The sequence below is a fragment of the Hyphomicrobiales bacterium genome (genome assembly GCA_017642935.1).
Classification (GTDB): domain Bacteria; phylum Pseudomonadota; class Alphaproteobacteria; order Rhizobiales; family MH13; genus MH13.
Map to the genome: position 1 here is coordinate 1,516,371 of JAEPOK010000001.1, position 22,489 is coordinate 1,538,859.

Genomic DNA, 22,489 nt, shown 5'->3' on the forward strand with positions numbered 1-22,489 from the left:
AATTAACTAACCACTTAGTTAGAAAAAGGGGAACGTCATGAACACAACATACCGTTTTTTAGGTGCCGTCGCGGCCGTGTCCGCCATGGTTGTCAGCGCGCCTGTCGCCCAAGCTGAATGGCAACCGGATGGACCTGTTTCCATCGTCGTGCCCTGGTCGGCTGGCGGTTCCACCGACACGGTGACCCGCGTGCTGGCCGGTGAACTCACCGAAGCGCTTGGGCAAAACGTGGTGATCATCAACCAGCCTGGTGCGTCCGGTTCCGTCGGTACGCGTTCGGTTTGGGATGCGCCCCATGACGGTATGATGTGGGCCGCTGGCGCGGCGGCAGACCTTGGCGCCTATCCGGTTCTTGGCATGCTCGACGCAACGCTGCCCGACTGGCGGCTTTACCTGCATGTGGCCAACCCTGGCTTGATCTCGGTCCCAGCTGACAGCGACATCGAAGACTTTGGCCAGTTGCTGGAAGCGCTGCAAACCTCTGACGAGCCACTCACGGTTGCCACCGCCGGCCTGACGTCGGCCGGTGCCATCGCCATGGGCGCGATCGAAGGAGCCGCTGAGATCAACTACCGCCAGATTGTCTATGAAGGCGGCAATCCAGCGGTGATCGCGACGGTGGCAGGCGAGACCGACTTCACCTCGCAAACCGCCACAGAACAGGTGGACATGATCCGCGCCGAACGACTGCGCCCACTGGCGGTGATCGCGTCCTCGCCGCTGGAACTTGATGGCTACGGCACCGTGCCGCCAGTCACTGAATGGCTTCCCGATGTTCAAAGCGCCAACAATTATTTTGGCATTTGGATCCCCGCCGACGCTCCGCAGGATGTGCTCGATACGATGGATGCCGTTTGGGAAAACACCATCATGAGTTCTGAGGCGATGCAGGCATTCGCGGCAGAACGCGGCGCGCTGTTTGACCCGTCCTACGGTGACGCAGCCCAGGAAGCGGCGATGCCGATGCTCAGCATCAATGCCTGGCAGCAATATGATGGCGGCACCGCTGAAAACAGCCCGGAAGACTTCGGCATTCCGCGCCCCTAATCCCTGACCAAACTTGGCGGCCCGGCTCGTTTCGCGCGATGCCGGGCCGCTCTTTCGAGCGGCGACGTGTTGCGTGGGCTCGACCAACCGCCCCTATTTTTTTGACGGAGTAATGCGCGCGCCATGGACGGTGTCAGCCAGTTCTTGTCGGCTGCCCTGGCAATCGGGGCATCGCCCCAAATGCTTTACGTCTTCGGTGCAACGTTCCTGGGCATCGTAGTCGGCATGATCCCGGGGCTGACGGCGACGCTCGGCGTCGCGCTGGTGGCCACCCTCACCTTCACCATGGCGCAGGATGTGGCGATCCTGGTGCTCGTTTGCGTCTATATCGGCGCGATTTATGGCGGCAGCCGCTCGGCCATTCTGCTCAACATTCCTGGAACACCCGCCAACGCAGCCACGGCACTCGACGGCCACCAATTGGCCGTTCAGGGCAAGGCGGGCGATGCAATGGTGATCGCCACCATCGGCTCGTTTCTGGGCACCGTGGTTGGCATGATTGGCTTGGCGATGATTGCGCCGCTGCTTGCTGAGTTCGCGCTGGAGTTCACCAGCTTTGAGTTCTTCTGGCTCGCCATTTTCGGCATCGTGATCTGCGGCCAGCTGACCGCCATGGGCGACCCGCTGAAAGGCTGGATCGCTGGGTTCTTTGGCCTGGCGGTCGCGATGGTTGGCCAGGAAAGCATCCACGCCTATTCGCGCTACACCTATGGCTGGCAGGATTTGGAAGGCGGGCTTGGCCTGCTGCCGGTGCTGGTCGGCGCGTTTGGTTGCGCTGAAGTGCTTTCGGTGATGCGCAACCGGGCCAGCGAGATGGTGGAGCATGTGGCGCGCACCTCGCGTGCGTCCTTCTTTGCGTTCACCAAATACACCAAGACCTGGATGCGCTCCGGCCTGATCGGCACGTTTATGGGAGTCGTTCCCGGTGTCGGCGAAGATATGGGCGCCTGGGTGTCATTGGCCGCCGCGCGGCGCGCCTCGAAGACCCCTGAAAAGATCGGCAAAGGCTCGGTGGAAGGGTTGCTGGCGGCCGAAACCGGCAACAATGCCGCCGTGCCAGGCGCGTTTGTGCCAGTTCTGACCTTGGCCATTCCGGGCTCAGCGCCCGCTGCCGTGCTGCTGGCCGCGATGGTGATCCATGGGCTTCGCCCAGGCCCGCTGATCATGATCACGCAACCCGATTTTTTCTACTCCATCGTCGCCATGGTTTTCTGGGCCAGCCTTGCAATGCTGGTTCTCGGTCTTTTGATGACGCGGCCTTTGCTGATGATCCTCAAAGTGCGGCGTGAATGGCTGATGGGCGTCATCTTCGTGCTCTGCGTGGTCGGCGCGTTTGCCATCGCCTCGCGTCCCTTTGATGTGGGCGTGATGATCTGCTTCGGCATTCTGGGCTTCCTGATGCGCGAGACGGGCTTTCCTGTCGCGCCGATGATCCTGGGCGTCGTGCTCGGACCAATCCTGGATTCCAACCTGCGCCGCAGCCTTGCGCTCAGCCAAGGCGATCCGCTCGACTTCGTCACCCGGCCCATCAGCGCGGTGATCGCAGGGCTGGTCCTGCTCTCCATCCTGCTTGCTTTGCCCGGGGTTCGACGCGCGATCGCCAGCGCCCATCAACAGCTGTTCAACCGATCAAAGAGAGTGAGTGAATGAGTGCGCCAGCGGCCATGACAACGGTTCTTCTGTGCGGGTATGGCGCCTTTGGGGCCCGCCACCACGCCGCCTGGTCGCGGCTCGGGGCCCGCGTGATTGTGTGCGACCCGAGTGAGGACGCGCGTGGACGGGCCAAGGAAGCCGGAGTCGACGCCGCCGATATTGCCGCCGGCATGGACGACCTGTTGGCGCGTGCCGATTGCGTCGCCATCGTCACACCGCCGGACACCCATCTTGCGCTCGCCGAACAGGCACTTGCCGCCGGCAAACCGGTCCTATTGGAAAAGCCTGCCGTTGCGACGCTTGAGGAAGCGCACGCTTTGGTCGAAGCGCGCTCGCGCAGCGGATGCGTGGTGCAAGTCAATCTGGTGCTGCGGGCCCACCCCATGACGATGCGAGCCCTTGAGGTGCTGGAGGCCGGAGAAATTGGCCATCTTGCGCTGATGGAAGGTCGGTTCTGCGGCTGGAAACGGCGGCATCTCGCCGTCGGCCTGGAAGAAAATGACGGCGTGCATTTTTTGGATCTGATGCAGCTGTTCGCAGGCGCCAGCATCACGCGGGTGGGGGCCCATGCGGTCACACTGCCCTCGCCTCAATGCGCCGATGATATGATGCTTTGCACTCAGCACGCCAATGGCATTTGCGGACGGCTGTCGCTTGGCATGCTGATGCCCGGCGATGGCATCGACGCCTTCGTTCCCGGCGCCATGACCGACAAGGTGCTGAAACTGGTCGGCGATCGCGGGTGCCTGACGCTAGATTTCAACGCCAACCGGTTGACCTTCCAGGCCGTCCGGTTCGACCAAACTGAAACGACGATTGAGGTCGTGCCCTCGCGTTCTTGGAGCGAGGTGTTTCCCGGTGCGACGCCGGACCATCTGCTTGCCGCCAGTGCCCAACGCTTTCTCGCCGCCATTGATGGCAAAGAACCGCCTCTCGTGTCCCTGCATGACGGCGCCCTGGAGATCGCGCGGGTGCTCGCCGCGATCCCGACAGCCCGCGAGATTGCCGCCACCCGTTTCGTCCCGATTGATAGGATTGCGGTATGAGCGAGCCAAACCCGACTCCAACTGCAGACGCCCCGTCGCACCGCACCGACATGGTCCTCGGCCTGGTCGTGACAGCCCTTGGGTCAGCCATTCTGATCGGCGCGCTCGCCATGCCGCGTTTTGAACATCGCTCCGCTGATCCGTTGACGGTGCCGGGCATCGCGCCAGGCCTGCTCGGCGCGATCATTCTGGTCCTGGGGCTCATTCTGACGGTGCGCGGCGCCCGCCGCCAAAGCAGTGACGGACGGCTCTCGATCACCAGCTGGTCGCCACAGGCCATTCGGCGCACGCTGTTCACGCTGGGTGCGCTGCTCGTTTACGGCTTCGCGCTGTTTGGCAAACTGCCCTTTGTGCCGGCGACCGCCGCCTTCATTTTCGCCTTCACGGTTGGCGTTGAACTGATGCGCGAAGATCGCCGCTCATCGCTTGCCAAAACAATCATCGGCGCCGCCGTTCTCGCCTTGGTCGCGAGCCTGGTGATCTGGGCGGTGTTTTCCGAAATCTTCCTCATTCAACTGCCGGGATAGCCCATGCAACTGACGCTCTGTAACGAAGTGATCCGGGAGCTCGACTTCGCCGAGCAATGCCGGCTTGCGGCTGGTCTCGGTTATGTCGGTCTGGAGGTTGCACCGTTCACGCTGTCTGATGATCCCTGCAAGCTGCCAAAGAGCGAGCGGCAACGCCTGCGAGGCCACGCCGCCGATCACGGCATCATCATCACCGGACTGCACTGGCTCATGAACGTGCCCGATGGCATCTCTTTGACCAGCACAGACAAAGCGGTTCAGTCGAAGACACGCGATCACATGCTCGGCCTTGTCGAGCTGTGTCACGATCTCGGTGGCAAAGTCCTGGTTCACGGATCGCCTGACCAACGACCGATCCATCACGCCGGAAGCCTGGAAGCCGCTGAGGAGGTGGCCCTTGGTCATCTGACGGCAGCTGGCGATGCGGCGCACGCAGCAGGCATCACCTATTGTCTGGAACCGCTGGCACCTGCGCTGACCGATTTCGTCAACACGGTGGCGCAGGCAAAGGACCTGGTAACTCGATCCGGGTCCAAGGGCTTGGCGACCATGCTCGATACGTCGGCGGCCTGGGGCGGAGAAAGCAAGTCACCGGCCAAAATCCTCGATCGAGAGCTGCCAAGCGGCATGATCCGGCATGTGCATTTCAATGAGTCCAATCGGCGTGGCCCCGGCCAAGGCGAGCATTGCTTCATGCCGATCGTTCGGGTGCTCGCCAACCATGGTTACGACGGCCTGATCGGTATCGAGCCCTTCGACTACCACCCCGATGGCCCCGCCGCTGCGGCGCTTGCCGCCGGCTATGTCGAAGGCCTCTGCGAAGCGCTGCACGAGTGCACGCCATGAGCGGATCAGCGGCCAACGTCAAAGCGCTGAAAGGGCGCATCGGCATCACCAATGCCAAAGCGCGCATGCCGTTTCGCTTTGGCGCTGTGACCATCGAAGCGATCGCCAGCTCGACGCTGGCGCTTGAGATGCTGGTGGATGGGCAAGTGGTCACCGGCTACGCCTCGGAGCTGCTCGCCTACAAATGGTTCGACAAGCGGCCGGAGAAAACGCCGCGCGACAACATCCATGACCTGCTCGATACGCTGAACGCCGCGGTGGATGCCGCCACGCAACTCGGTAACGGCACCATTTTCGATCATTGGCGGGCCCTGGATAAGGCCGTGCACGCCCACGCCCTCAGCGTAGGCTTCAACGATCTCGGCGCCTCGTTCGGTGTGGCGATGGTTGAACGAGCGATGATGGATGGGGTGGCGCGGGCGCACGGGCTAACCACATTCGACCTGCTGCGGGGATCGTCACTGGGGTTTCAGCCGGCCGCGATTTTTCCTGAACTGGGCAGCATGACCGTCGCTGATGCAATGCCGACGGCACCGCTTGACGAGGTAGCGCTACGACACACGGTCGGCATGGTCGATCCAATCACGGCAGCCGACCTTGACCCGGACAATCGCCCCAGTGACGGTTTGCCGGAAACGCTGGAAGACTATCTGGCGCACGACCAGCTTTCTTATTTGAAGATCAAACTCGGCGGCGACGTGGACGCCGATTGCGCGCGCCTGGAACAGATCGGCGCCGTCATGGCCAACACGGGGCGGCGCATCGCCTTCACGCTCGATGGCAATGAGCAGTTTCAAAGCCTTGCTGACTTCGCCGACTTCACAAGCCGCCTGCGATCCTCATCTGTAGTCTCTAAGATGCTCGATGATGCGTTGTTCATCGAGCAGCCGCTCGACCGCCGCACGACCTTTGAAAACCCGCCTGATCAGGCAGCGTTCGATGCCATTGGGGTGCCGCTTTTGATCGATGAAGCCGATGGCAAGACGACGGCTTTCCACGAGGCCATCACGCTTGGTTATCGCGGCGTTAGCCACAAAAACTGCAAGGGCGTTTTCCGCTCGCTGCTCAATGCTATGCTCGCCGAACACCACAACCAAGCGGCAGGTCCCGGCACCTATTTCCAGTCCGCCGAAGATCTGACCTGCATGCCCGTTCTTTCCATCAATGCCGATCTTGCGCTGATTGCAGCCCTTGGCATCGCCCATGGTGAGCGCAACGCCCACCATTACTTCGCCGGCCTTAGCCATCTGACCGAGCGCGAAGCTGACACCGCTTTGGAGGCACACCCAGATCTTTATCAACGCGACGGCGAAGCGGTGCGGCTGCGCACGCAATCGGGCGCGTTGTCGGCCCACACGGCGAACGGGCCAGGGTTTGGAACGATGTGTGTGCCAGACATCAACGCCATGACGCCGGCCGATGCGTGGGACTTCAACAGTCTTGGCCTTTCGGAGGCCGGCTCATGAGGCGCGATGCTCAATCAAGGAGACGATCATGACTCCCCACCCAACCGCCATTGCCGATGAGGCCATGCTCGATAACATGCTGTCCACGCCGAGCGATGCGCTTGCCGAAACGCTGGCCGGGCTTGATGGCGACATCACCATTTTGGGTGTTGGCGGCAAAATGGGGCCTACCTTGGCGCGGATGGCGAAGCGCGCCGCGCCGAGCAAACGGGTTATCGGCGTTGCACGGTTTTCCGACCCCAAAGTGCGATCGGAGCTTGAGTCTCAGGGCATTGAAACGGTGGCCTGCGACCTGCTCAACGAGACGGCTGTCAACGGGTTGGAAAAAACCACCAATGTCGTCTTCATGGCCGGGCGCAAATTCGGATCTGAGGGCAACCAACCGCTGACCTGGGCGATGAATGTTCATGTTCCTGCAATCGTCGCGCAAGCTTTCAAAGACTCGCGAATTGCGGTCTTTTCAACAGCCTGCGTCTACGCATTCGCCGATGTGACCGACCCCGGCGCAAAAGAGGGCGATCCGCTAACGCCGCCTGGCGAATATGCCAATTCCTGCATCGGCCGCGAGCGCTTGTTTGAACACTTCGCCAATGTATACGGCACCAAGGTCTCGCTGCTGCGCCTCTCCTACGCCATCGATCTGCGTTATGGCGTGCTGCACGATATCGGTCGCTCCGTGCTGGCAGGCGAGCCGGTTCAGGTCGATAGCGGACACTGCAACATCATCTGGCAGCGCGATGCCAATGATATCGCCTTGCGCACCTTGGCTTTGGCCGACAATCCGGCCGTTCCACTCAATCTTTCCGGGCCGAAAGTGGAAAGCGTGCGCGCGATGGCGCATGCGTTCGGCAAACATTTTGGCAAGGAACCGATCTTTGCCGGCGAGGAACAGTCGCAAGCCTGGATCGTCGACACGACCAAGCAGCAAGAGCTTTACGGCGAACCCGGTGTTTCGACCGAAACCATGATCGGCTGGGTGGCCGACTGGCTGCAGCGCGGCGGCAAAACGCTTGGCAAACCAACCCATTTTGAGGTGCGCGATGGCGCTTACTGAGGTTCGAGACGCTCCCGCAACGCGCAACGCGGCCAAGAGCCGCCAGCGCATCTTGGATGCCGCCGAGACGGTCTTCGCGACCAGAGGGCTGGAGGGCACGCGGATGGCGGCAATCGCTGATCTGGCCGGCTGCAACCAGGCGCTGCTCTATCACTATTTTGCCAGCAAGGACGATCTGTTTACCGCCGTCTTGGAACAGACCTACGCCAAGATCCGTGCTGCCGAACAGAAGCTTGAGCTTGATGATCTTCAACCTATGGCCGCAATGCAAAAGCTGGTTGAGTTTTCGTTCGATTATGTGCGCGACAATCCAAGCTTCATCAAACTGATCAATGACGAAAACATGCACGGCGCGGAACATCTGAAGGCGTCGGATGAAGCTCGGCAACTCAACACACCGCTGGTCGATACCATTGCAACCATCTTGCAGGCTGGAGTGGCGAGCGGCGATTTCCGCAATGGGGTCGATCCGGTACAGCTTTACATCACGATCGCAAGCTTGGCCTATTTCTTCACCTCCAACCGCGCCACGCTGTCGGTGATCTTCGACCTGCCTGACGCCAAGGCGTGTTTTGCCCTGCGGCGCGCGCACATCGTCGAGGTCGTGCTTGGCTATCTGCGCACTTCGCGTGTGACTTGACGGAGCCAGCCATGATCAACAGCACAGCTTGGGACAAACTTCGACGTGGTGGCGTCATTCCGGCTCATCCACTGGCGCTGGACGCCAATCGGCAACTCAGCGAATGCCATCAACGCGCGTTGTCGCGCTATTATTTGGATGCCGGTTCTATAGGGCTTGCAGTGGGTGTGCACACGACCCAGTTCGAAATTCGCGACCATGGCCTGCTGCGCCCGGTGCTGGAACTGGCCGCCGAGGAGGCAAATGCCCATCCAAACGAGCCGTTTATGGTTGCCGGGGCCATCGGCAAAACGGACCAGGCGGTGGAGGAGGCAGAACTTGCGCGCGACCTCGGCTATCATGCGGTGCTTTTGAGCCTCGCAGCACTGAAAGAGGCCAGCGAAGATGAACTCATCGCCCATTGCGAAGCGGTAGCTCGGGTGATGCCGCTGGTCGGGTTTTATCTCCAACCCGCCGTCGGCGGCCAAACGCTGCGTTATGAGTTCTGGCGGCGGTTTGCCGAGATCGAAAATGTTGTCGCGATCAAGATTGCGCCGTTCAACCGCTACAAGACGCTCGATGTGGTTCGGGCAGTGGTGGATGCGCGCGCCGAGGAGCGGATCACGCTTTACACCGGCAATGATGATCACATCGTCGCTGATCTGCTGACCGAGTTCGCCATCCCTCGCGACGGGCAGGCGGTGAAAGTGCGCATCAAGGGCGGGCTGCTTGGCCACTGGGCGGTGTGGACCAAACGCGCCGTGGAACTGCTAGACGAAATCCACACCAATCAAGCGGGTCGCAGTACCAGCGAATGGCTTGGCCTCGATGCCCGTGTGACGGACTCCAACGGTGTGCTCTTCGACGTGCGCAACGATTTTGCCGGTTGCATCGCGGCCATCCACGAAGTGCTGCGTCGCCAAGGCCTGCTGCCTGGAATCTGGTGTCTCAACCCGGACGAAACGCTCGGGCCGGGTCAGATGGACGAGATCGAGCGCATTTACCGGGACTACCCGGAGCTCAATGATGATGCATTCGTGACTGAAAATCTGGAGAAGTGGCTAACGCCTTGATGGCAAAGGCACAAAAAAGGAGGGCTCGCGAGCGAACCCTCCTTCGATATCTTCACGCGGTAAAGCTGTAAGCAGCTAGACGCTTCGCCCACGGACGAAGTGCATGATGGCCGAGACGGCCAGCAGAACCAGCGCGACGACAAAAATGATCTGCGCAATCGACGCTGCGGCGCCGGCGATGCCGCCAAAGCCAAGAACAGCAGCAATAATTGCGATAACCAGAAATGCGAGTGCCCAACCAAGCATGACGTTCTCCTTTTCATCCGTTTGGGTATCTGGAGAACGTTCTCCGCAATAGATGGTTGCAGTCAGGATGCGAAAATTCGATCAAACCATATTGTTCGGCACATAAAACTTCGAGGCGGCGAAGCGTTTCGCACGATGGTGCGGATACGCGATCAGAAACGTGTCGGCCTCGGGCGCGGCGGCAGCTTGAAAACGCCGAAAAACCTCATCAGCGACGTAATCGGCCTGGAAACGCGGCGGCTCCAGAGTTTTGAAATGGTCTTTCCAGAGCGCATCTTGAAAGGCGCAAACGGGTTCGGCGTCACGCCACACGACGCCGCTTTCGGTGTCCCAGCGCATGCTACGACCGTTGAGATTGGCGGACGAAACGATCGCTGAATGGCCATCAACGATCATCACCTTTGCATGGACATAAATGATGGGTTGCCGTGCCACATGGGCAAAATCGGGTCCGCCATCCTCAGGCTTGTCCGGTGGGTCGGCGGGTGCCTTGGCGCCAACAAGGCTTAGAAACAGCGCGCGATCACCAAAGCCCTCCAGAATCTTGTCCACGGCGCGTGCCTGAAGCCAGGTACCGTGTTTCGCATCCGGCCCGGTGTTGTTCTCAAACGCGACGTCATCGGGCGCCGCCGGCAAGAGCGCGATCAAACGTAAATCAGGGTTCTCACGCGCCCTAGCGCGCAGCGCGTCGGCTATGATGAGCGAGCGCAGATATTGGGTTTCCAGATAGATCAGACTTTGCGCGTTAGCGATGAGCGCCAGATGAGCATCTTCGATCTCTTTGATTGTCTCTTCCGGGCTGATCGCAATCGGTCCGGCGCGCTTGGCGGACAGGGTGCGGATGAAAGTTAGCTTTCCCTCCCCGGTATCGGAATGCGCCTCGCGATCGACTGGGTTCTCGACGGGGGTCAGGTCCTGGTCGTGATCCTGGGTGCCGAGCACATCGTTCCACAGATTGGCAAAATGACGGGTCGCCTCATGCACCGTGTTGGGCTCGTCTTCGATCAAGACTGACACATCATGCCAGGTCTGGTCGGCCGGCTGGTCATGGTCCAAATCGTCAAACCGTCGTTCGTTGACGTCCAAACCGCCAAGGATCATGCGATCGCGATCGACGATCATAAGCTTTTCGTGGTGGACGATCGGGTGCAGGCTGAAGGGGGGCCAACGGCGGATTTCTGGATCGCCCGGTCCTTTGTCCACCAACCGGTCGGTCAGACCAGGATAGCGCGCTGCGATCGCCTCACGGCTCATGCCGTCGGCCTTCATGGCGTGTATTTTGGAGGCCACGCGATGGCGCGCCGGCCACCAAAAGCCAAGTCGCGGCAGGCTTCCCAATTCATGGGGATGCAGGGCGGCCACCGCCTGCAAGTTCTTCGGCGCGGCCTCACGGAACTCTTGGACTGAGCGGTGACTAAGTCCGTGCAGATCGGTCGCACCAATGGCGTCAAAATCGGTGATCCGGATGCGCCACTCCACGCCTTGCGCGCACGACCACCTGGCCATGTCAGCCCAGCATTCCAGACCCAGAGAGCGCGCTTCCTCGCTGTGCAACCGGGTCTGTGGATCAAAGATGCGAAATGCCAGCCAGACGCAGTCTTTGGCGCCAAGCACCAGGCGTTCCATGGCGGGGTAAGCGCGCGCGGCTTCGATGAGCGGTTGAACTGTCATGACAGGCGTTGTGACACCTTTTTCGGCAGTCCGACCACTCCTATTGTTGCCTAGCGCTGCGACTGGATGTCTTCAGCCCAAGCGCGACCCTCATCGCCGCCCCACAACAGCCAGGCGATGTACCCCGCACTTGGGTTTTCATCATTGCCGAAATCGTCCGCCTGTTTGTCCACCTCGTGGCGGGCAAAATAGCTGACCATTCGGTCGATGGTTTCATCCGAGCAGGGCCGCCGGTTTTTCAAATCGCGCGCCCGGGCCACACCCACATCGGTGCCGCCACGGTCGAACTTCGCACGCAACTCAAGACCTTTTTCAGCGGCCTCGGCAACTTTTTTCGGAGGTTTGGTGCTCACTGGCCCTCACCCTTTCAAGCAGCCGCTCCGCGATCGAAAGCGTCGGAGATTTCGCGCGCCGATTGGGCCTGGACGCTTGGTGAACCGGAGAGCTCGTGCGAGCCATTCATTAGCTCTTCAAGTTCAGCGCGCGCACGCGACACCCGGCTTTTCACAGTGCCGGGTTTGGTATCCATGATCTCGGCGGCCTCTTCATAGGAGTAACCGCTGGCGGTAACCAGGAGCAGCGCCTCGCGCTTTTCATCGGCGATCATTTGCAACGCGGACATGAGGTCTTTGACTTCCAGATTGTCCTGCTGGCGGCCAGGCGTGACAAGCGTGGCGGCAAAATGGCCATCGCCATCTTCAACCTCACGGCGACGCTTGCGGCCTTCAGAGAAATATTGGTTGCGCAGGATAGTGATCAGCCAAGCTTGCGCGTTGGACCCCTCTTGGAAGGAATCGATCTTGGTCAGCGCCTTGGCCAAGGCTTCCTGGACCAGATCGTCGGCGCGCACCGCATTGCCGCAAAGCGAGCGCGCGAACGCCCGCAAAGCCGGGATGGCATCGATGAATTGCTTTTTGACCGCAGCGCTCATCGGGAAACCCCCTCGTCGGAAGCTTCGCCATCGCGTGGCCCATCCTGGTCGGCATTGTCTTCCTCGTCGTCCAGCGCGTCGAGCAACGCCAGCATGTCGTCAGGAATGCCTTCTTCCACGGTCGACCGATACAGCTGCTTTAAGCTTGTCGCGACCCAATCGTCGTTTTGTCCATCAATTTTCACGTCGGCCTCATCATCGCTTTCGTGTGTTTCACTTGGTTTGGACTCAGGGCGCGGCTGGTCTCCAGACATGCTCAATTATCCTTCCTTGGTGGACGCTCAACGCAGGTAAAAACAAAAAGTTCCAAAAAAATTTGGAAACAATGGAACCATATCCGTAACCAGGCATATTTGGGTACATAATGTCGCTTTCGCCGTCGCAGCGAAACGCCTTGCCTTAAGCCAGGAGCTCCCAATGTCGAAGATCAGCGAAGCCATTCGCCCTCACCTGCCCTTTCTGCGCCGGTACGCCCGAGCATTGACTGGGTCGCAAAAGTCCGGCGATGCTTATGTGCGCGCTTGCTTGGAGGCCTTGATCGCCGACCGTTCTTTGTTTGACGGCGACCTGCCGCCCCGCGTTGCACTTTATCGCGTGTTCCATGCGCTCTGGTCGTCCTCGTCCACACCAACCGCAGAGGGTGATGATGCCTCGCTGTTTGAGCGTACCGCCCAGGAACGGCTGGAGCGGATGGCACCGGAAAACCGTCAGGCATTGCTTCTGAAATCCTTGGAGCAGTTTTCCGAAGACCATGTGGCTGTCATCATGGACCGCACGCCGATGGATGTGGCCTTGCTGGTCGAGCGGGCGATAAGCGAGATCACTGACAGCGTCAAAGCCGATGTTTTGATCATCGAAGACGAGCCACTCATTTCCATGGACCTAGCCGAGATCGTCGAAGACCTTGGCCATGCGGTCAGCGGTCAGGCCACCACGGCAAGCCAGGCCATCGCGGCGGCAGGGGCCAACACGCCTGATCTGGTGCTTGCCGACATTCAACTTGCGGACGGGTCTTCGGGCATCGATGCGGTGAAATCGATCCTCGCCGATGTCGATGTGCCTGTAATTTTCATCACCTCTTTCCCCGAGCGCCTGCTGACCGGTGAGCGCCCGGAGCCGACCTTCCTGATCACCAAACCCTATGATCCGGACATGGTCCGCGCGGCTGTGTCACAGGCGCTGTTCTTCCGCTCGACGGCGCCACTAGAGTTGGCGTTTTAAGGATTCGCTAAGCATGATCGAACCGGTTTCGACGCCGTTTGGAACGATCGGCGTGCGATCCCGTTGTGACAGTTGGATAACCGTTAAAATGAGGTTCAATATGTCATTGTTCGATCGATGGTCGCCTCGGGAAAACGCGCAGGATCGTCTGTGGAACCTGCTCGGCGACCACAATACTTTTATGCTTGTGACCAAGATAGCGACTGAGCGGCCTACTCCGTTGCGGGCGCGCCCAATGGCCGGCTACCCGCGCCGCGACGAGCAACGCATTTGGTTTCTCGCCCACAAGAACGGGCTGAAGGATGATGAGATCAAGGCGAACCCAAGGGTCTGCGTCACCTTTTCCGATCCGTCCAAGCAGCATTTTGTTTCGATCAGCGGCAAGGCAAGCGTCGAGCACGATCTGGCGCGCAAGCGCGATCTCTGGTCGGTGGCGGCCCAAGCTTGGTTTCCCGACGGCCCGGAAGACCCCAGCATCATTCTTCTGTGCGTCGAGGTGAACGAGGCGGAGTTTTGGGACGGCGATCCCAACCCCATCGTTGTCGGCTTCAAAATGGCCCGTGCCGCTGCTGAAGGCCGCAAGGTTAATGTTGGCGACAATGCGAAGGTTTCCTTCGCACGTGACAGCCAGTCGAAGCCCGAACCGATGGCTTTCACTGGCGGCTACTAGGTCAAGACTGTGCGCTCCCTTGCTCCCCTTCGCCCGTCACAGGTTGCACCGTCTGGCCGTCAACGACCTGGCCTGATGGGTTCTCGGACGCTGCTAGCGATCGTCGCTGGGTGCGCACTGCTTCCTGTTCTTTATTTTGGCGCCGGCTATATCGTGCCGGTTGTTGCCGCCCTGGTCGCAGCCCTAATCATGGGTCCGATTCAAGGTCGTTTGGTGGCCAAGGGATTGCCGGGTGGGGTCGCCGCGGGCATGCAAGTCGTCAGCTTGATCGCTATCGTTGTCAGTCTTGTCGCGCTAACCGCTGGATCGTTCGCCAGTTGGGCTAACGATTTGCCGCGTATCGGAAATGCATTGCAATCGCTGCTGGATGAGATCCGCGACTTAACCTGGCGCTTGCAATCGGCGGGCGAGGCGATGGAAGAAGCCATGGGCGTCGATCCCGTTGAGTCGAGCGGTCAGCTGAGCGCGATTTTCAGCAATGGCGTCGGTCTGGTAGCCATGCAAACGCCGGTTTTTTTCGGCCAATTGGTGGTCTTCGTCGCGCTCTTGTTCTTTTTCTTGGAAAGCCGGATGCGCCTGCGCGCAGGGATTTTGCGCCTTTGCATGGCGCGGGGAACGCGGTTGCGAGCGGCCCATGTCTTTCGTGACGCCGAGCAGCAGGTCAGCACCTATCTGATCACAGTGACGGCCATCAACGCGGTGCTTGGCATCGGGACGGCTCTGGCGATGTGGGCATTAGGCCTGCCCAACCCGTTGCTCTGGGGCGTACTGGCGTTCGCACTCAACTATGCACCCTATCTCGGGCCAAGTGTGCTCATCATCCTGTTAATTGGGGCCGGTCTGGTAACCTTTGATGAACCGGGCCAGGCTTTGTTGCCTGCTCTCGCCTTCTTCAGCCTCAACGCGATGGAAGCGAACTTCCTCACGCCTGCCATCGTTGGTAGCCAGGTCAAACTGGAACCAGCGGTGCTGATCATAGCGCTGGTGTTGTTGTTCGGCCTTTGGGGCATCGCCGGCGCGGTGCTCGCTGTGCCTCTGCTTCTCATCGCGCAATCAGTTTTAAAGCACACCGTGCTGACAGAGCCGGCGCCCCGTCTGAGACCGGTCTAGAACAAAAAACCCCGGACGGTGCGCCGTCCGGGGTTTGTTTGACTAGGCTCTTTCAAGCGGTAGCGGTTCGTCAAACTGCAGGGTGCGAATGGGAAACGGGATATCGATCCCCTTGGCGTCAAGTGCCTCTTTGACGTTTTTCATCACCGCGTAGTTGGTTGAATAGGACTTCATTGTATCGGTCCACCACCGTGCCCGAATATTGATCGACGAACCTGCCAGATCGACAAGGCCGGCGTCGGGCGCAGGGTCGGCAAGCACGTTTTCAGTACCCTTGACCGCATCGAGAATAGTTGAGATCGCCTCATCGATATCGGTGTCATAGCCGACGCCAAAATCATACTCCCGGCGCAGATAGGGCTGGGCAGTCATGACCATCACCGCGTTTGTGAAGATCTCGCCGTTCGGGATGATGATCATGCGTTTGTCAAAGGTGCTGATCTTGGTCGACCGGGTGGAAATCTCTTCCACGATCCCCTCAAAATCCTCGTAGCGGATCCAGTCGCCTTCGGTGAACGGTTGTCGGATGAGGATGAGAATGCCGGCAAGAAAATTCTGCAAGATGTCGCGAAAGGCGAAGCCAATGGCAACGGAGCCGACGCCAAGCAATTGAAAAAGCTCCGCCGCGCCAATGCTCGGAGCGATGATCGAAATGGCGACAAGCCCGCCAGCGAAAACCATCGCGATAAAGGCCAGACGGCCAAGCGCCACGCCGAGTGAATGTTTGTTTGCTTTGCGGCCCACAACACGCTGCACGCCAAAGCGCACAAACCGCGCTACAACGTAAAAGACCGTCAACACCAGAAGGGCGATGACGATCAAAGGCAGCAGGCCGATCAGGCCGTTGAGCATATTCGTGACGGTTTCAACCGCCGTCGACACGTCTGCGTCAACGGCCTCAAGATCAAGGTCTTCCATGGGTCAATCCTGTTGGGAAAAGTGGCGCCGAAGGTGGCCGAGAATGGGCCAGAGAGCGCTGAACTCGAAATGGCTAGAGGCGCCGGCGTCAGTGCTCGCGCTTCAAAAAGCGAAGGCGATAAAACTGACCACAACGCAAGCCAGCCCCGCTACGGACGCGCCGTAGCGGGGCTTTTCTGGTTTGGGCGTGTCCGATTGGAACATCAGCCGGTCGATCGGATCGTCGCGAACGCTTTAATTGAAGCGGTGCGCCATCTCATCGATTTCGCGCTCGGCCTGCTCTTTGGTCTTGCCGTATTTGGCTTGCAGCTTGCCTGCGAGTTTCTCGCGCTGGCCGTCGATCTCGGCCCAATCATCATCTGTCAGTTCGCCCCATTTTTCTTTGGCCGCGCCCTGAAACTCCGTCCACTTACCTTTGATCTGGTCCCAGTTCATTTTCTGAACCTCCTCGACTCGTGTTGAACTTGCGATACGCAGAGTTGCGCATCTGGTGGACCAACGCGGGACGGCGCATTGCGTTCCGCAAAGCCAGTCAAAGACGTCCTTTTGTTTTCTGAAGGATATGGAACGAGGGCGCCGGTTCAGCGTAAGGGAATACCGATGCAATAGACTTAGGCGCGATGATGGACAGCGATCCCTACGCAATGGAAAACGATACGCACGATCGCGTCCTGCTGCAGTCCCTGATCGACAGCGCGACATGCCTGCTGACATTCGATGAGGCCGGCACGATCTCAGAAGCGCGCAACATTGGCTTTGCAGCCGAACGTTTCGCGCTTTTGCCGGACATGCCCGATGCCGTTGTCAGCGATCGCGAAGCGATCGGCCGATCGATCAAAGAGGTGTGGCCGGAAGGACTGTTGCCTATCACCCAGATCGTCACCCACCGGGCGCAGAGCAGTGAAGGCCGCGAGGCTAGCCTGGAACACACGCTGGCCGATACGAACCGCAATCCCATCCATCTGAAACTGCGCGCCGGCGTCTCGGGCGATGGCCCAGACAAGCGCTTTCATTTGTCGGTCGCTGACATCACCGCGAGCCGAATGCAGGCCATCCAAATCGAAGCCTATGGGCGCAATCTAACCGAAGCGAACACACGGCTTCGGCGGGCGCTTCACGGATCAAAAGTGACGGTCTTCGAACAGGATCTCGACCTGCGCTACACCTTCATGGCCAATCCGCCGGATTTCTTCGAGGAAACGCCGCTTGGAAAAAGCGATCTGGAGCTGTTTGGCGAAACCGGCGGCGACCTGGTTGATCTCAAACGCAACACCGCACTTGCCGGCAATGAATGGTCAGGCCGTATCGATGTTCCGGACCAAAACGGTGGGACGGTGAGCTACGATGTGGAGCTGGAACCGCGCTATTCGGCGCGCGGCGAGGTTATCGGCCTTATCGGCACAGCGATCGATTTGTCGGATCTGAAAAAGCACGAGGATGCGATGCGGCTCGCCATGCGCGAGATCACCCATCGCACGAAGAACTTGCTCGCCGTCATTCAGGCAACGGCGCGGCGCACCGCTGCCAAGGCGCCGACCAAGGAAGCCTTCGTGAACAGCTTCGCCGCCCGTCTGTCGGCCATGTCGCAAAGCCACGATCTGCTTGTGCGCTCAAACTGGCGCGGCGCGGATATGGCCGAGCTCGTTGAGCGCAACGCACGCCAGGCGGGTTCGACGCGCGAAGGCTCGTTCCGGATCGAGGGACCACCACTGACGCTCACCAGCGATGCCGCGCAGCATTTCGGCATGGCGCTGCACGAGCTCGTCTCCAACGCGCTGAAATACGGCGCGCTCTCCGTCGATGGCGGAACGGTAGAGGCGGTGTGGGAGCAAGCGGGCGAGGACGTGGTGTTTCGGTGGACGGAAACCGGCGGGCCGGACGTTTCGCCGCCGGATGAGACTGGCTTTGGCACCAGCTATTTGCAGCGGGCCATCGCGATGGCACTGAACGCAAAAACCGACCTGGATTTCGACCCGGCCGGTTTGAAATGCTCCATAACAATGCCGGGCGAATGCTTCTATTGAGAAGCAGCCGCCCGGCTCATGTGATCAGTATTTGAGACCGTCGGAAAAGCCACGCGCAAACGCATAACTGCTGGAAACCGGATCGCGTGCGGTTGCACCCGGGCCAGCGGCTCGCTCCTGGCGATGACGTTCATTCAGAAAGGCATGATGGCCTTCGCGCGCCAGCGTCTTTGGCGAGATGGCTTTCGCGATTGCCACACCGACAAGGGCCAAAACCGCCGCCACGACAATCAGTGCGCCCGATGACCATCCCAATACGATCTGCGCACTTGGCAGTAGATCGAGCGCCAGAGCGGTCAGAGCCACCGTGCCAACGCCAATGGCAGCAATGGCCAGAACGAGCGCGCCGAGCGTGAATCCAGCCGCCCAAAGCGCGCGACCGAATGCTTTTTTCGTCGGCTTGGTGACAGCCTCGGCGGCCGCGTAGGCAAAGGGCTTCGCCTCGCGGTCAATCAGCATTTGGATCAGCCCAAGCATCAGCGTTTCGCCAGTGCACCGGCCAGGAATCCGATGCCCGCGGCGATGGCCAGGGCGGCAAACGGATTCTGAGAAACGTTGGACTGCACTTGGGCCGCGGCAGCACGGCCGGCGGCATAGGCATCATCGCCAGCAATCTGCGCCTGTTCGCGCGCGGTTTCAGCGGTTTCGCGAAGCTTGTCGGCGCCATCCCTGGCAATCTCGGTTGCGCGGTCTTGCGCGCGGCGACTGCTATCGTCGGCGAGCGCTTTGACCGTTTTGGTCAGGTCGGAGATGTCCGCGCGCAGCGAGGTTAATTGATCGTCGAAGTCTGACATGAGTTTTGGGTCCACAAGGTCTTTGGCCGCGGTGCGGCCGTTGGTCGATTTGGTGGTGGATTTGGTTTGCGTAGCGGTAGCCATACTAATCCTCCTCGTTGGTGATTTCGTGTCCGGTGCATTTGGAAGCACGCGGGTGGATGGCGATCGGCCATTCGGGTGCCCAACGCATGTCAGCGCGAAGGGTTCCAGCAACGCGCGAACAAAAACGCGCCCCTCCAGTGAGAGGCGCGTTTGCTTAGGAGCTATGAGAGGCTAGCGGCGTTCGCGTTCGATCTGATCGATAGCCTTTTCAACGCGGCGAACCATGCTGTTCTCGCCGCCGGCCATGCCTTCGGACGCAGCGCGGGCTAAGGCTTCCTCGTCCTCTTTCCACTTGGTCAAGATGGCGTATTTTTCATCGGCGCTCAGTGCGCTTTCCAGGACGGCGTCTGGCGTCTCGAACACTGACCTCGGATCGTCCATCGAGACCGCCGGATCAATAGGTTTGGATTGTCCCATGAGGATCCCCTAGGCCAGGCTGCGGCTCGCCTTTGGCCCCAGGAAGAACCAAAGAAGAAGGCCGATCAGCGGCAGCAGGAGCAGCGCCAGGATCCAAAGCACCTTCGACCCGGTCGAGGCGCTCGAGCCGATGGTTTTGACGATGGCGTAGACCACGCCGATGAGCAGGAAAAGGCCGAACAGGCCGCCAACTTCAATCATGTTTCTCTCCTATGGCTCTTGGCTTATTGGCCAAGCATGGCGCGGAGCATCCACGCGGCTTTTTCGTGAAAGGCGATCCGGCCGGTCAGTAGGTCCTCGGTCACCAGATCTTTGTGCTCTCCGGCAAATTCAGCGACGTCGCGCATCGAAGCAGCGATCAAATCGTGCTGATCGACAAGATCGGAAATCATGGTCTCTGCCGATGGCAAGTCTGTGCCAGGTGAGGCAGCGGTCAGCGACAGTTCAAGGCTGTGCTCGCCGACTGGAACGACGTGACCCAGGGCACGAACTCGTTCGGCTAGGTCGTCCGAAGCCTGGAACAGGTCCTCGTAATGCTCTTCGGTCAGGTCATGGATCGATTTGAAGGTCGGTCCCACAATGTTCCAATGATATAGATGCGATTTCAGCGTCAGCACATAATTGTCGACCAAAATTGACGACAGTTTTTCGGCGATCTGCTGGCGTGCGTCGTCGGCAATGCCGTTCTTGGCCGTCGACGTTTCAGGTGCTGGTTTCAAAACAGACAGTGTCATGGGTGTCTCCTTTCAGAGAAGAATGAATTGGTGCTCACCTACTGGCGATCGGTGATGATTGTTTCCTGGGCTTCAGACGGGCCAGGCACGGCGGCATCGCCAGCAGTTGGCGCGCTCAAGTCAGTGACCAGAACGGTGTCGGAGAATACTCCGATCAGGGCGTAGACAATCAGAAGCAACAAGACGCTGGCGGTCAGCACATAGATCATGCGGCTGCTACGTTCGCCCTGGCGCGCGTCCTCACCGTCTTTGGTGACAGTGCCGCTGGCTCTCACTGAGGTCCGGGTCCCACCATTTTGCGGTTGGGGGTTGTTGCGGCGGGCCATGTTCGTTGAGCTCATGGGCATTGTTGTCGTCGATGAACCAGTCATCTCGTCCTCCTATGTTGGTAGGTCGAGCGGCAAACGCGGGCTTCATCGGATCGTTCCAAAAAAGTTGGTTGGACAAAAAGCGGCCGGCGGGAGCGTGGACAGTCTCGTCGGAACCATCGCAGAGATCTGACGTTAAGCGGTCACCTCACACCGCTTCTGAAGGAGACTTACATGTCCACGCTTGCGACTTCGGCATCCATTGCAACGCGATTGACCGCGACACTTGCATTGGCATCGACTGCCCTCGCCGCGCCGGCCCTTGCACAGTCCAGCACGCCAATCGAAGGCATCGCGCCGGTCGAGCTGGCAGTCGTCGACCATAGCCCCGTGACCTGCGAGCCCGACCCGCTGATCCTGCCAAGCAACTCGGTGGTCGAGCTCCATCTGATCAACAACAGCATCAATTCGACAGTCATCAATCTTGACCCATTGCTGATCGAGCAGATGGTGTTGGAGGGCAATGATATGGCGCCCGGCGCAGTCGCCGAGATGCAGGATGGGTTCCTGCTTGGCCCAGGCCAAGAGCGCACGCTGACCATCGCGACGCTGGAATCTGGTAGCTTCGAGACGGCGTGCCGTAGCCCGGTGGCCGGCGAAGGGCGGGAGCTGGTTGAAGGCCTGAACGATTTCGGCGTTGTTCGTGTCGAATAGACCGGTTAGGCGGGCAGCCGCTTGGTTGCCCGCCACGCTGCCCATAATAGTTCGGCAACTTCGTCGCGGTCCGCTCGCTCGCTGAGACAATCCTGCGCGGAGTTGACGCAAAGCCGGATATGCTTGCGCAGCAGTGGGCCATGAGCGACATTGGAATGGTCGGCCAGACGTTTCAACGCCCGCGCCAGAGCGATCATCACCAGCACATTGTCTGCAGCAGCACGTCGGATCGGATGGATTGCCGACCCAATGATGTCACGCACCGACAAAAGGTCGGCAACGACGCGAACGTAACCGTCTTCATCGCGCAGACGGGCCTGCGCCGTGGTCGTTTGCATGAGCGTGACGATGGACGCCGACAGTTGATCGATGGCCGCAACCGCCGTGTAGGCGTCGTTGATCCCGGGCGACAGGGCGCGGAGTGCGATCTCGACAATCAGATGCACATTGAACTTGACGTCGCCTTCAGGCGCGCGCGCATCGCGGATGTCAACGAACCGATGGGCCTTGGTGCCGAGAAGGGTTGCCGCCATGCTTGCATCTTCGGCCGCGCGCACTGTCGCCAACTGATCCCCCTCGAGCACGAAGTCGCCGGCCTTGGCGTGCAAGATCAAGATTGCGTCGGTCCGTTTCATCGCAACGGTCAGCTTTTCGAATTCCAGCGCTGTGATGTAGCCGGTTTTCGGCGCACGCCATTTCAGTGCATGCGGAACGGCATCCTCTGCGGCGCGGTGGCCTTCAGCTGAAGCGCTGCGATTGAGACGCTCGGCCATATCGATGATTGATTGGCTGAGCAGGCGCTGGATACGGGCCAGTTCATTGTCGATCTGGATGCGGTGGGAAACATTGTTGACGAAGGCGATCAACAGGATGACCGACACGATCGCCAAAACGACAGCCACGGCGGTCGAGATCAGCGGCGGCCGGTCGGGTGGGGCGAGATAAAGCGTGGCCAGCGCAAAGATGAAAGTGCCAGCCAGAAGACCTGCCGTGATTTGGCCAAGCCGGTTGTCACCGAAAGTACGAATGATGCGGTTGCCGAGCGCGCTGGCGGCCAGCGTGAACACGACCAGGGTCATGGAGTAGACAAGGCTGAGGACCGTGATCGCCGCGGACGCGACGGTCGAGAGAACAGCGCGCGCATCATCATTGCTCAGCCGCAAGACGTTGAGGGCATCAGCGATCTCATCCTGACCGGCCAGATGATCATCACCGTTGGCCGCAATTGCAGCCAGCACCATCGCCAGCGCGACCATCACCAGCGGCCAAAAAAGATACCCTCGGATCAAGGTTTTGAAGAGGTGCAGCGGCATAA

28 protein-coding genes are annotated in these 22,489 nt (G+C 59.9%); 14 read left to right on the forward strand and 14 right to left on the reverse strand.

From position 1 onward, the window contains the following. Window positions 1-37 precede the first annotated feature (37 nt). From JJ917_07125 to JJ917_07165, 9 genes are all read left to right on the forward strand, one after another. Window positions 38-1,048 carry a tripartite tricarboxylate transporter substrate binding protein gene (locus JJ917_07125; protein ID MBO6698583.1) on the forward strand — a complete coding sequence of 337 codons (1,011 nt, stop codon included), beginning with the start codon at window positions 38-40 and terminating at the stop codon, window positions 1,046-1,048. A 123-nt stretch (window positions 1,049-1,171) separates the two neighbouring features. Continuing rightward, window positions 1,172-2,698 (forward strand): tripartite tricarboxylate transporter permease, encoded by a 1,527-nt coding sequence (locus JJ917_07130; GenBank protein ID MBO6698584.1) that lies wholly within the window; start codon window positions 1,172-1,174, stop codon window positions 2,696-2,698. After that, complete coding sequence (locus JJ917_07135) at window positions 2,695-3,747, forward strand: Gfo/Idh/MocA family oxidoreductase (GenBank protein ID MBO6698585.1); 1,053 nt, start codon at window positions 2,695-2,697, stop codon at window positions 3,745-3,747. The genes JJ917_07130 and JJ917_07135 overlap by 4 nt, the downstream gene beginning before the upstream one ends. Then, window positions 3,744-4,274: a tripartite tricarboxylate transporter TctB family protein gene (locus tag JJ917_07140; protein MBO6698586.1), complete on the forward strand. Its 531-nt coding sequence runs from the start codon at window positions 3,744-3,746 to the stop codon at window positions 4,272-4,274. Before JJ917_07135 ends, JJ917_07140 begins: the two co-directional genes overlap by 4 nt. Window positions 4,275-4,277: 3 nt before the next feature. Next, window positions 4,278-5,120, forward strand: a complete 843-nt coding sequence (locus tag JJ917_07145; GenBank protein MBO6698587.1) for a sugar phosphate isomerase/epimerase — start codon at window positions 4,278-4,280, stop codon at window positions 5,118-5,120. Beyond that, window positions 5,117-6,586 carry a hypothetical protein gene (locus tag JJ917_07150; GenBank protein MBO6698588.1) on the forward strand — a complete coding sequence of 490 codons (1,470 nt, stop codon included), beginning with the start codon at window positions 5,117-5,119 and terminating at the stop codon, window positions 6,584-6,586. The genes JJ917_07145 and JJ917_07150 overlap by 4 nt, the downstream gene beginning before the upstream one ends. A 28-nt stretch (window positions 6,587-6,614) precedes the next feature. Further along, window positions 6,615-7,640, forward strand: coding sequence for an NAD(P)-dependent oxidoreductase (locus tag JJ917_07155; protein MBO6698589.1), 1,026 nt, complete (start codon window positions 6,615-6,617; stop codon window positions 7,638-7,640). Next, on the forward strand, window positions 7,627-8,280 hold the full coding sequence (locus JJ917_07160; GenBank protein ID MBO6698590.1) for a TetR family transcriptional regulator: 654 nt from the start codon (window positions 7,627-7,629) through the stop codon (window positions 8,278-8,280). The genes JJ917_07155 and JJ917_07160 overlap by 14 nt, the downstream gene beginning before the upstream one ends. A gap of 11 nt (window positions 8,281-8,291) precedes the next feature. Next, entirely contained in the window at window positions 8,292-9,332 is a 1,041-nt protein-coding gene (locus JJ917_07165) for a dihydrodipicolinate synthase family protein (GenBank protein ID MBO6698591.1), read from the forward strand. A gap of 75 nt (window positions 9,333-9,407) precedes the next feature. On the opposite strand, the gene JJ917_07170 is transcribed toward JJ917_07165, so the two are convergent. The 5 genes from JJ917_07170 to JJ917_07190 form a co-directional block, all read right to left on the reverse strand. After that, the gene (locus JJ917_07170) at window positions 9,408-9,578 is read right to left on the reverse strand and encodes a DUF1328 domain-containing protein (protein ID MBO6698592.1); all 171 of its coding nucleotides are present in this window, start codon (window positions 9,576-9,578) and stop codon (window positions 9,408-9,410) included. A gap of 81 nt (window positions 9,579-9,659) precedes the next feature. Continuing rightward, window positions 9,660-11,249: a hypothetical protein gene (locus JJ917_07175; GenBank protein ID MBO6698593.1), complete on the reverse strand. Its 1,590-nt coding sequence runs from the start codon at window positions 11,247-11,249 to the stop codon at window positions 9,660-9,662. A 50-nt stretch (window positions 11,250-11,299) separates the two neighbouring features. Next, entirely contained in the window at window positions 11,300-11,602 is a 303-nt protein-coding gene (locus tag JJ917_07180; GenBank protein MBO6698594.1) for a hypothetical protein, read from the reverse strand. A 14-nt stretch (window positions 11,603-11,616) separates the two neighbouring features. Next, the gene (locus tag JJ917_07185) at window positions 11,617-12,180 is read right to left on the reverse strand and encodes a sigma-70 family RNA polymerase sigma factor (protein MBO6698595.1); all 564 of its coding nucleotides are present in this window, start codon (window positions 12,178-12,180) and stop codon (window positions 11,617-11,619) included. Beyond that, the gene (locus JJ917_07190; protein MBO6698596.1) at window positions 12,177-12,434 is read right to left on the reverse strand and encodes a hypothetical protein; all 258 of its coding nucleotides are present in this window, start codon (window positions 12,432-12,434) and stop codon (window positions 12,177-12,179) included. The genes JJ917_07185 and JJ917_07190 overlap by 4 nt, the downstream gene beginning before the upstream one ends. 163 nt (window positions 12,435-12,597) lie before the next feature. Between JJ917_07190 and JJ917_07195 the strand changes: the two genes are divergently transcribed. From JJ917_07195 to JJ917_07205, 3 genes are all read left to right on the forward strand, one after another. After that, a complete protein-coding gene (locus JJ917_07195; GenBank protein ID MBO6698597.1) occupies window positions 12,598-13,401 on the forward strand; it encodes a response regulator in 804 nt (267 codons plus the stop codon). 100 nt (window positions 13,402-13,501) lie between these two features. Further along, complete coding sequence (locus JJ917_07200; GenBank protein ID MBO6698598.1) at window positions 13,502-14,071, forward strand: pyridoxamine 5'-phosphate oxidase family protein; 570 nt, start codon at window positions 13,502-13,504, stop codon at window positions 14,069-14,071. Window positions 14,072-14,146: 75 nt separating this feature from the next. Further along, window positions 14,147-15,181 carry an AI-2E family transporter gene (locus tag JJ917_07205; protein ID MBO6698599.1) on the forward strand — a complete coding sequence of 345 codons (1,035 nt, stop codon included), beginning with the start codon at window positions 14,147-14,149 and terminating at the stop codon, window positions 15,179-15,181. A 42-nt stretch (window positions 15,182-15,223) separates the two neighbouring features. On the opposite strand, the gene JJ917_07210 is transcribed toward JJ917_07205, so the two are convergent. After that, entirely contained in the window at window positions 15,224-16,099 is an 876-nt protein-coding gene (locus JJ917_07210) for a mechanosensitive ion channel family protein (protein MBO6698600.1), read from the reverse strand. Between the two features lie 234 nt (window positions 16,100-16,333). Next, window positions 16,334-16,534, reverse strand: a complete 201-nt coding sequence (locus JJ917_07215) for a CsbD family protein (protein MBO6698601.1) — start codon at window positions 16,532-16,534, stop codon at window positions 16,334-16,336. Between the two features lie 188 nt (window positions 16,535-16,722). On the opposite strand from JJ917_07215, the gene JJ917_07220 reads away from it, so the two are divergent. Then, on the forward strand, window positions 16,723-18,123 hold the full coding sequence (locus tag JJ917_07220) for a hypothetical protein (protein MBO6698602.1): 1,401 nt from the start codon (window positions 16,723-16,725) through the stop codon (window positions 18,121-18,123). A 24-nt stretch (window positions 18,124-18,147) separates the two neighbouring features. Here the strand turns inward: JJ917_07220 and JJ917_07225 are convergent, their stop codons facing one another. The 6 genes from JJ917_07225 to JJ917_07250 form a co-directional block, all read right to left on the reverse strand. Then, the gene (locus JJ917_07225) at window positions 18,148-18,600 is read right to left on the reverse strand and encodes a hypothetical protein (GenBank protein MBO6698603.1); all 453 of its coding nucleotides are present in this window, start codon (window positions 18,598-18,600) and stop codon (window positions 18,148-18,150) included. Continuing rightward, on the reverse strand, window positions 18,600-19,001 hold the full coding sequence (locus tag JJ917_07230) for a DUF883 family protein (GenBank protein MBO6698604.1): 402 nt from the start codon (window positions 18,999-19,001) through the stop codon (window positions 18,600-18,602). Before JJ917_07230 ends, JJ917_07225 begins: the two co-directional genes overlap by 1 nt. Window positions 19,002-19,172: 171 nt before the next feature. After that, window positions 19,173-19,418 (reverse strand): hypothetical protein, encoded by a 246-nt coding sequence (locus JJ917_07235; protein ID MBO6698605.1) that lies wholly within the window; start codon window positions 19,416-19,418, stop codon window positions 19,173-19,175. Window positions 19,419-19,427: 9 nt separating this feature from the next. Beyond that, window positions 19,428-19,619, reverse strand: a complete 192-nt coding sequence (locus tag JJ917_07240; protein ID MBO6698606.1) for a PLDc N-terminal domain-containing protein — start codon at window positions 19,617-19,619, stop codon at window positions 19,428-19,430. A 23-nt stretch (window positions 19,620-19,642) separates the two neighbouring features. Next, window positions 19,643-20,152, reverse strand: a complete 510-nt coding sequence (locus JJ917_07245) for a DNA starvation/stationary phase protection protein (GenBank protein ID MBO6698607.1) — start codon at window positions 20,150-20,152, stop codon at window positions 19,643-19,645. 38 nt (window positions 20,153-20,190) lie between these two features. Further along, window positions 20,191-20,523, reverse strand: coding sequence for a hypothetical protein (locus JJ917_07250; protein MBO6698608.1), 333 nt, complete (start codon window positions 20,521-20,523; stop codon window positions 20,191-20,193). Between the two features lie 171 nt (window positions 20,524-20,694). On the opposite strand from JJ917_07250, the gene JJ917_07255 reads away from it, so the two are divergent. Continuing rightward, a complete protein-coding gene (locus JJ917_07255) occupies window positions 20,695-21,174 on the forward strand; it encodes a hypothetical protein (GenBank protein MBO6698609.1) in 480 nt (159 codons plus the stop codon). 5 nt (window positions 21,175-21,179) lie between these two features. Here the strand turns inward: JJ917_07255 and JJ917_07260 are convergent, their stop codons facing one another. Continuing rightward, entirely contained in the window at window positions 21,180-22,487 is a 1,308-nt protein-coding gene (locus JJ917_07260; protein MBO6698610.1) for a DUF2254 domain-containing protein, read from the reverse strand. Between the last annotated feature and the right edge of the window lie 2 nt (window positions 22,488-22,489).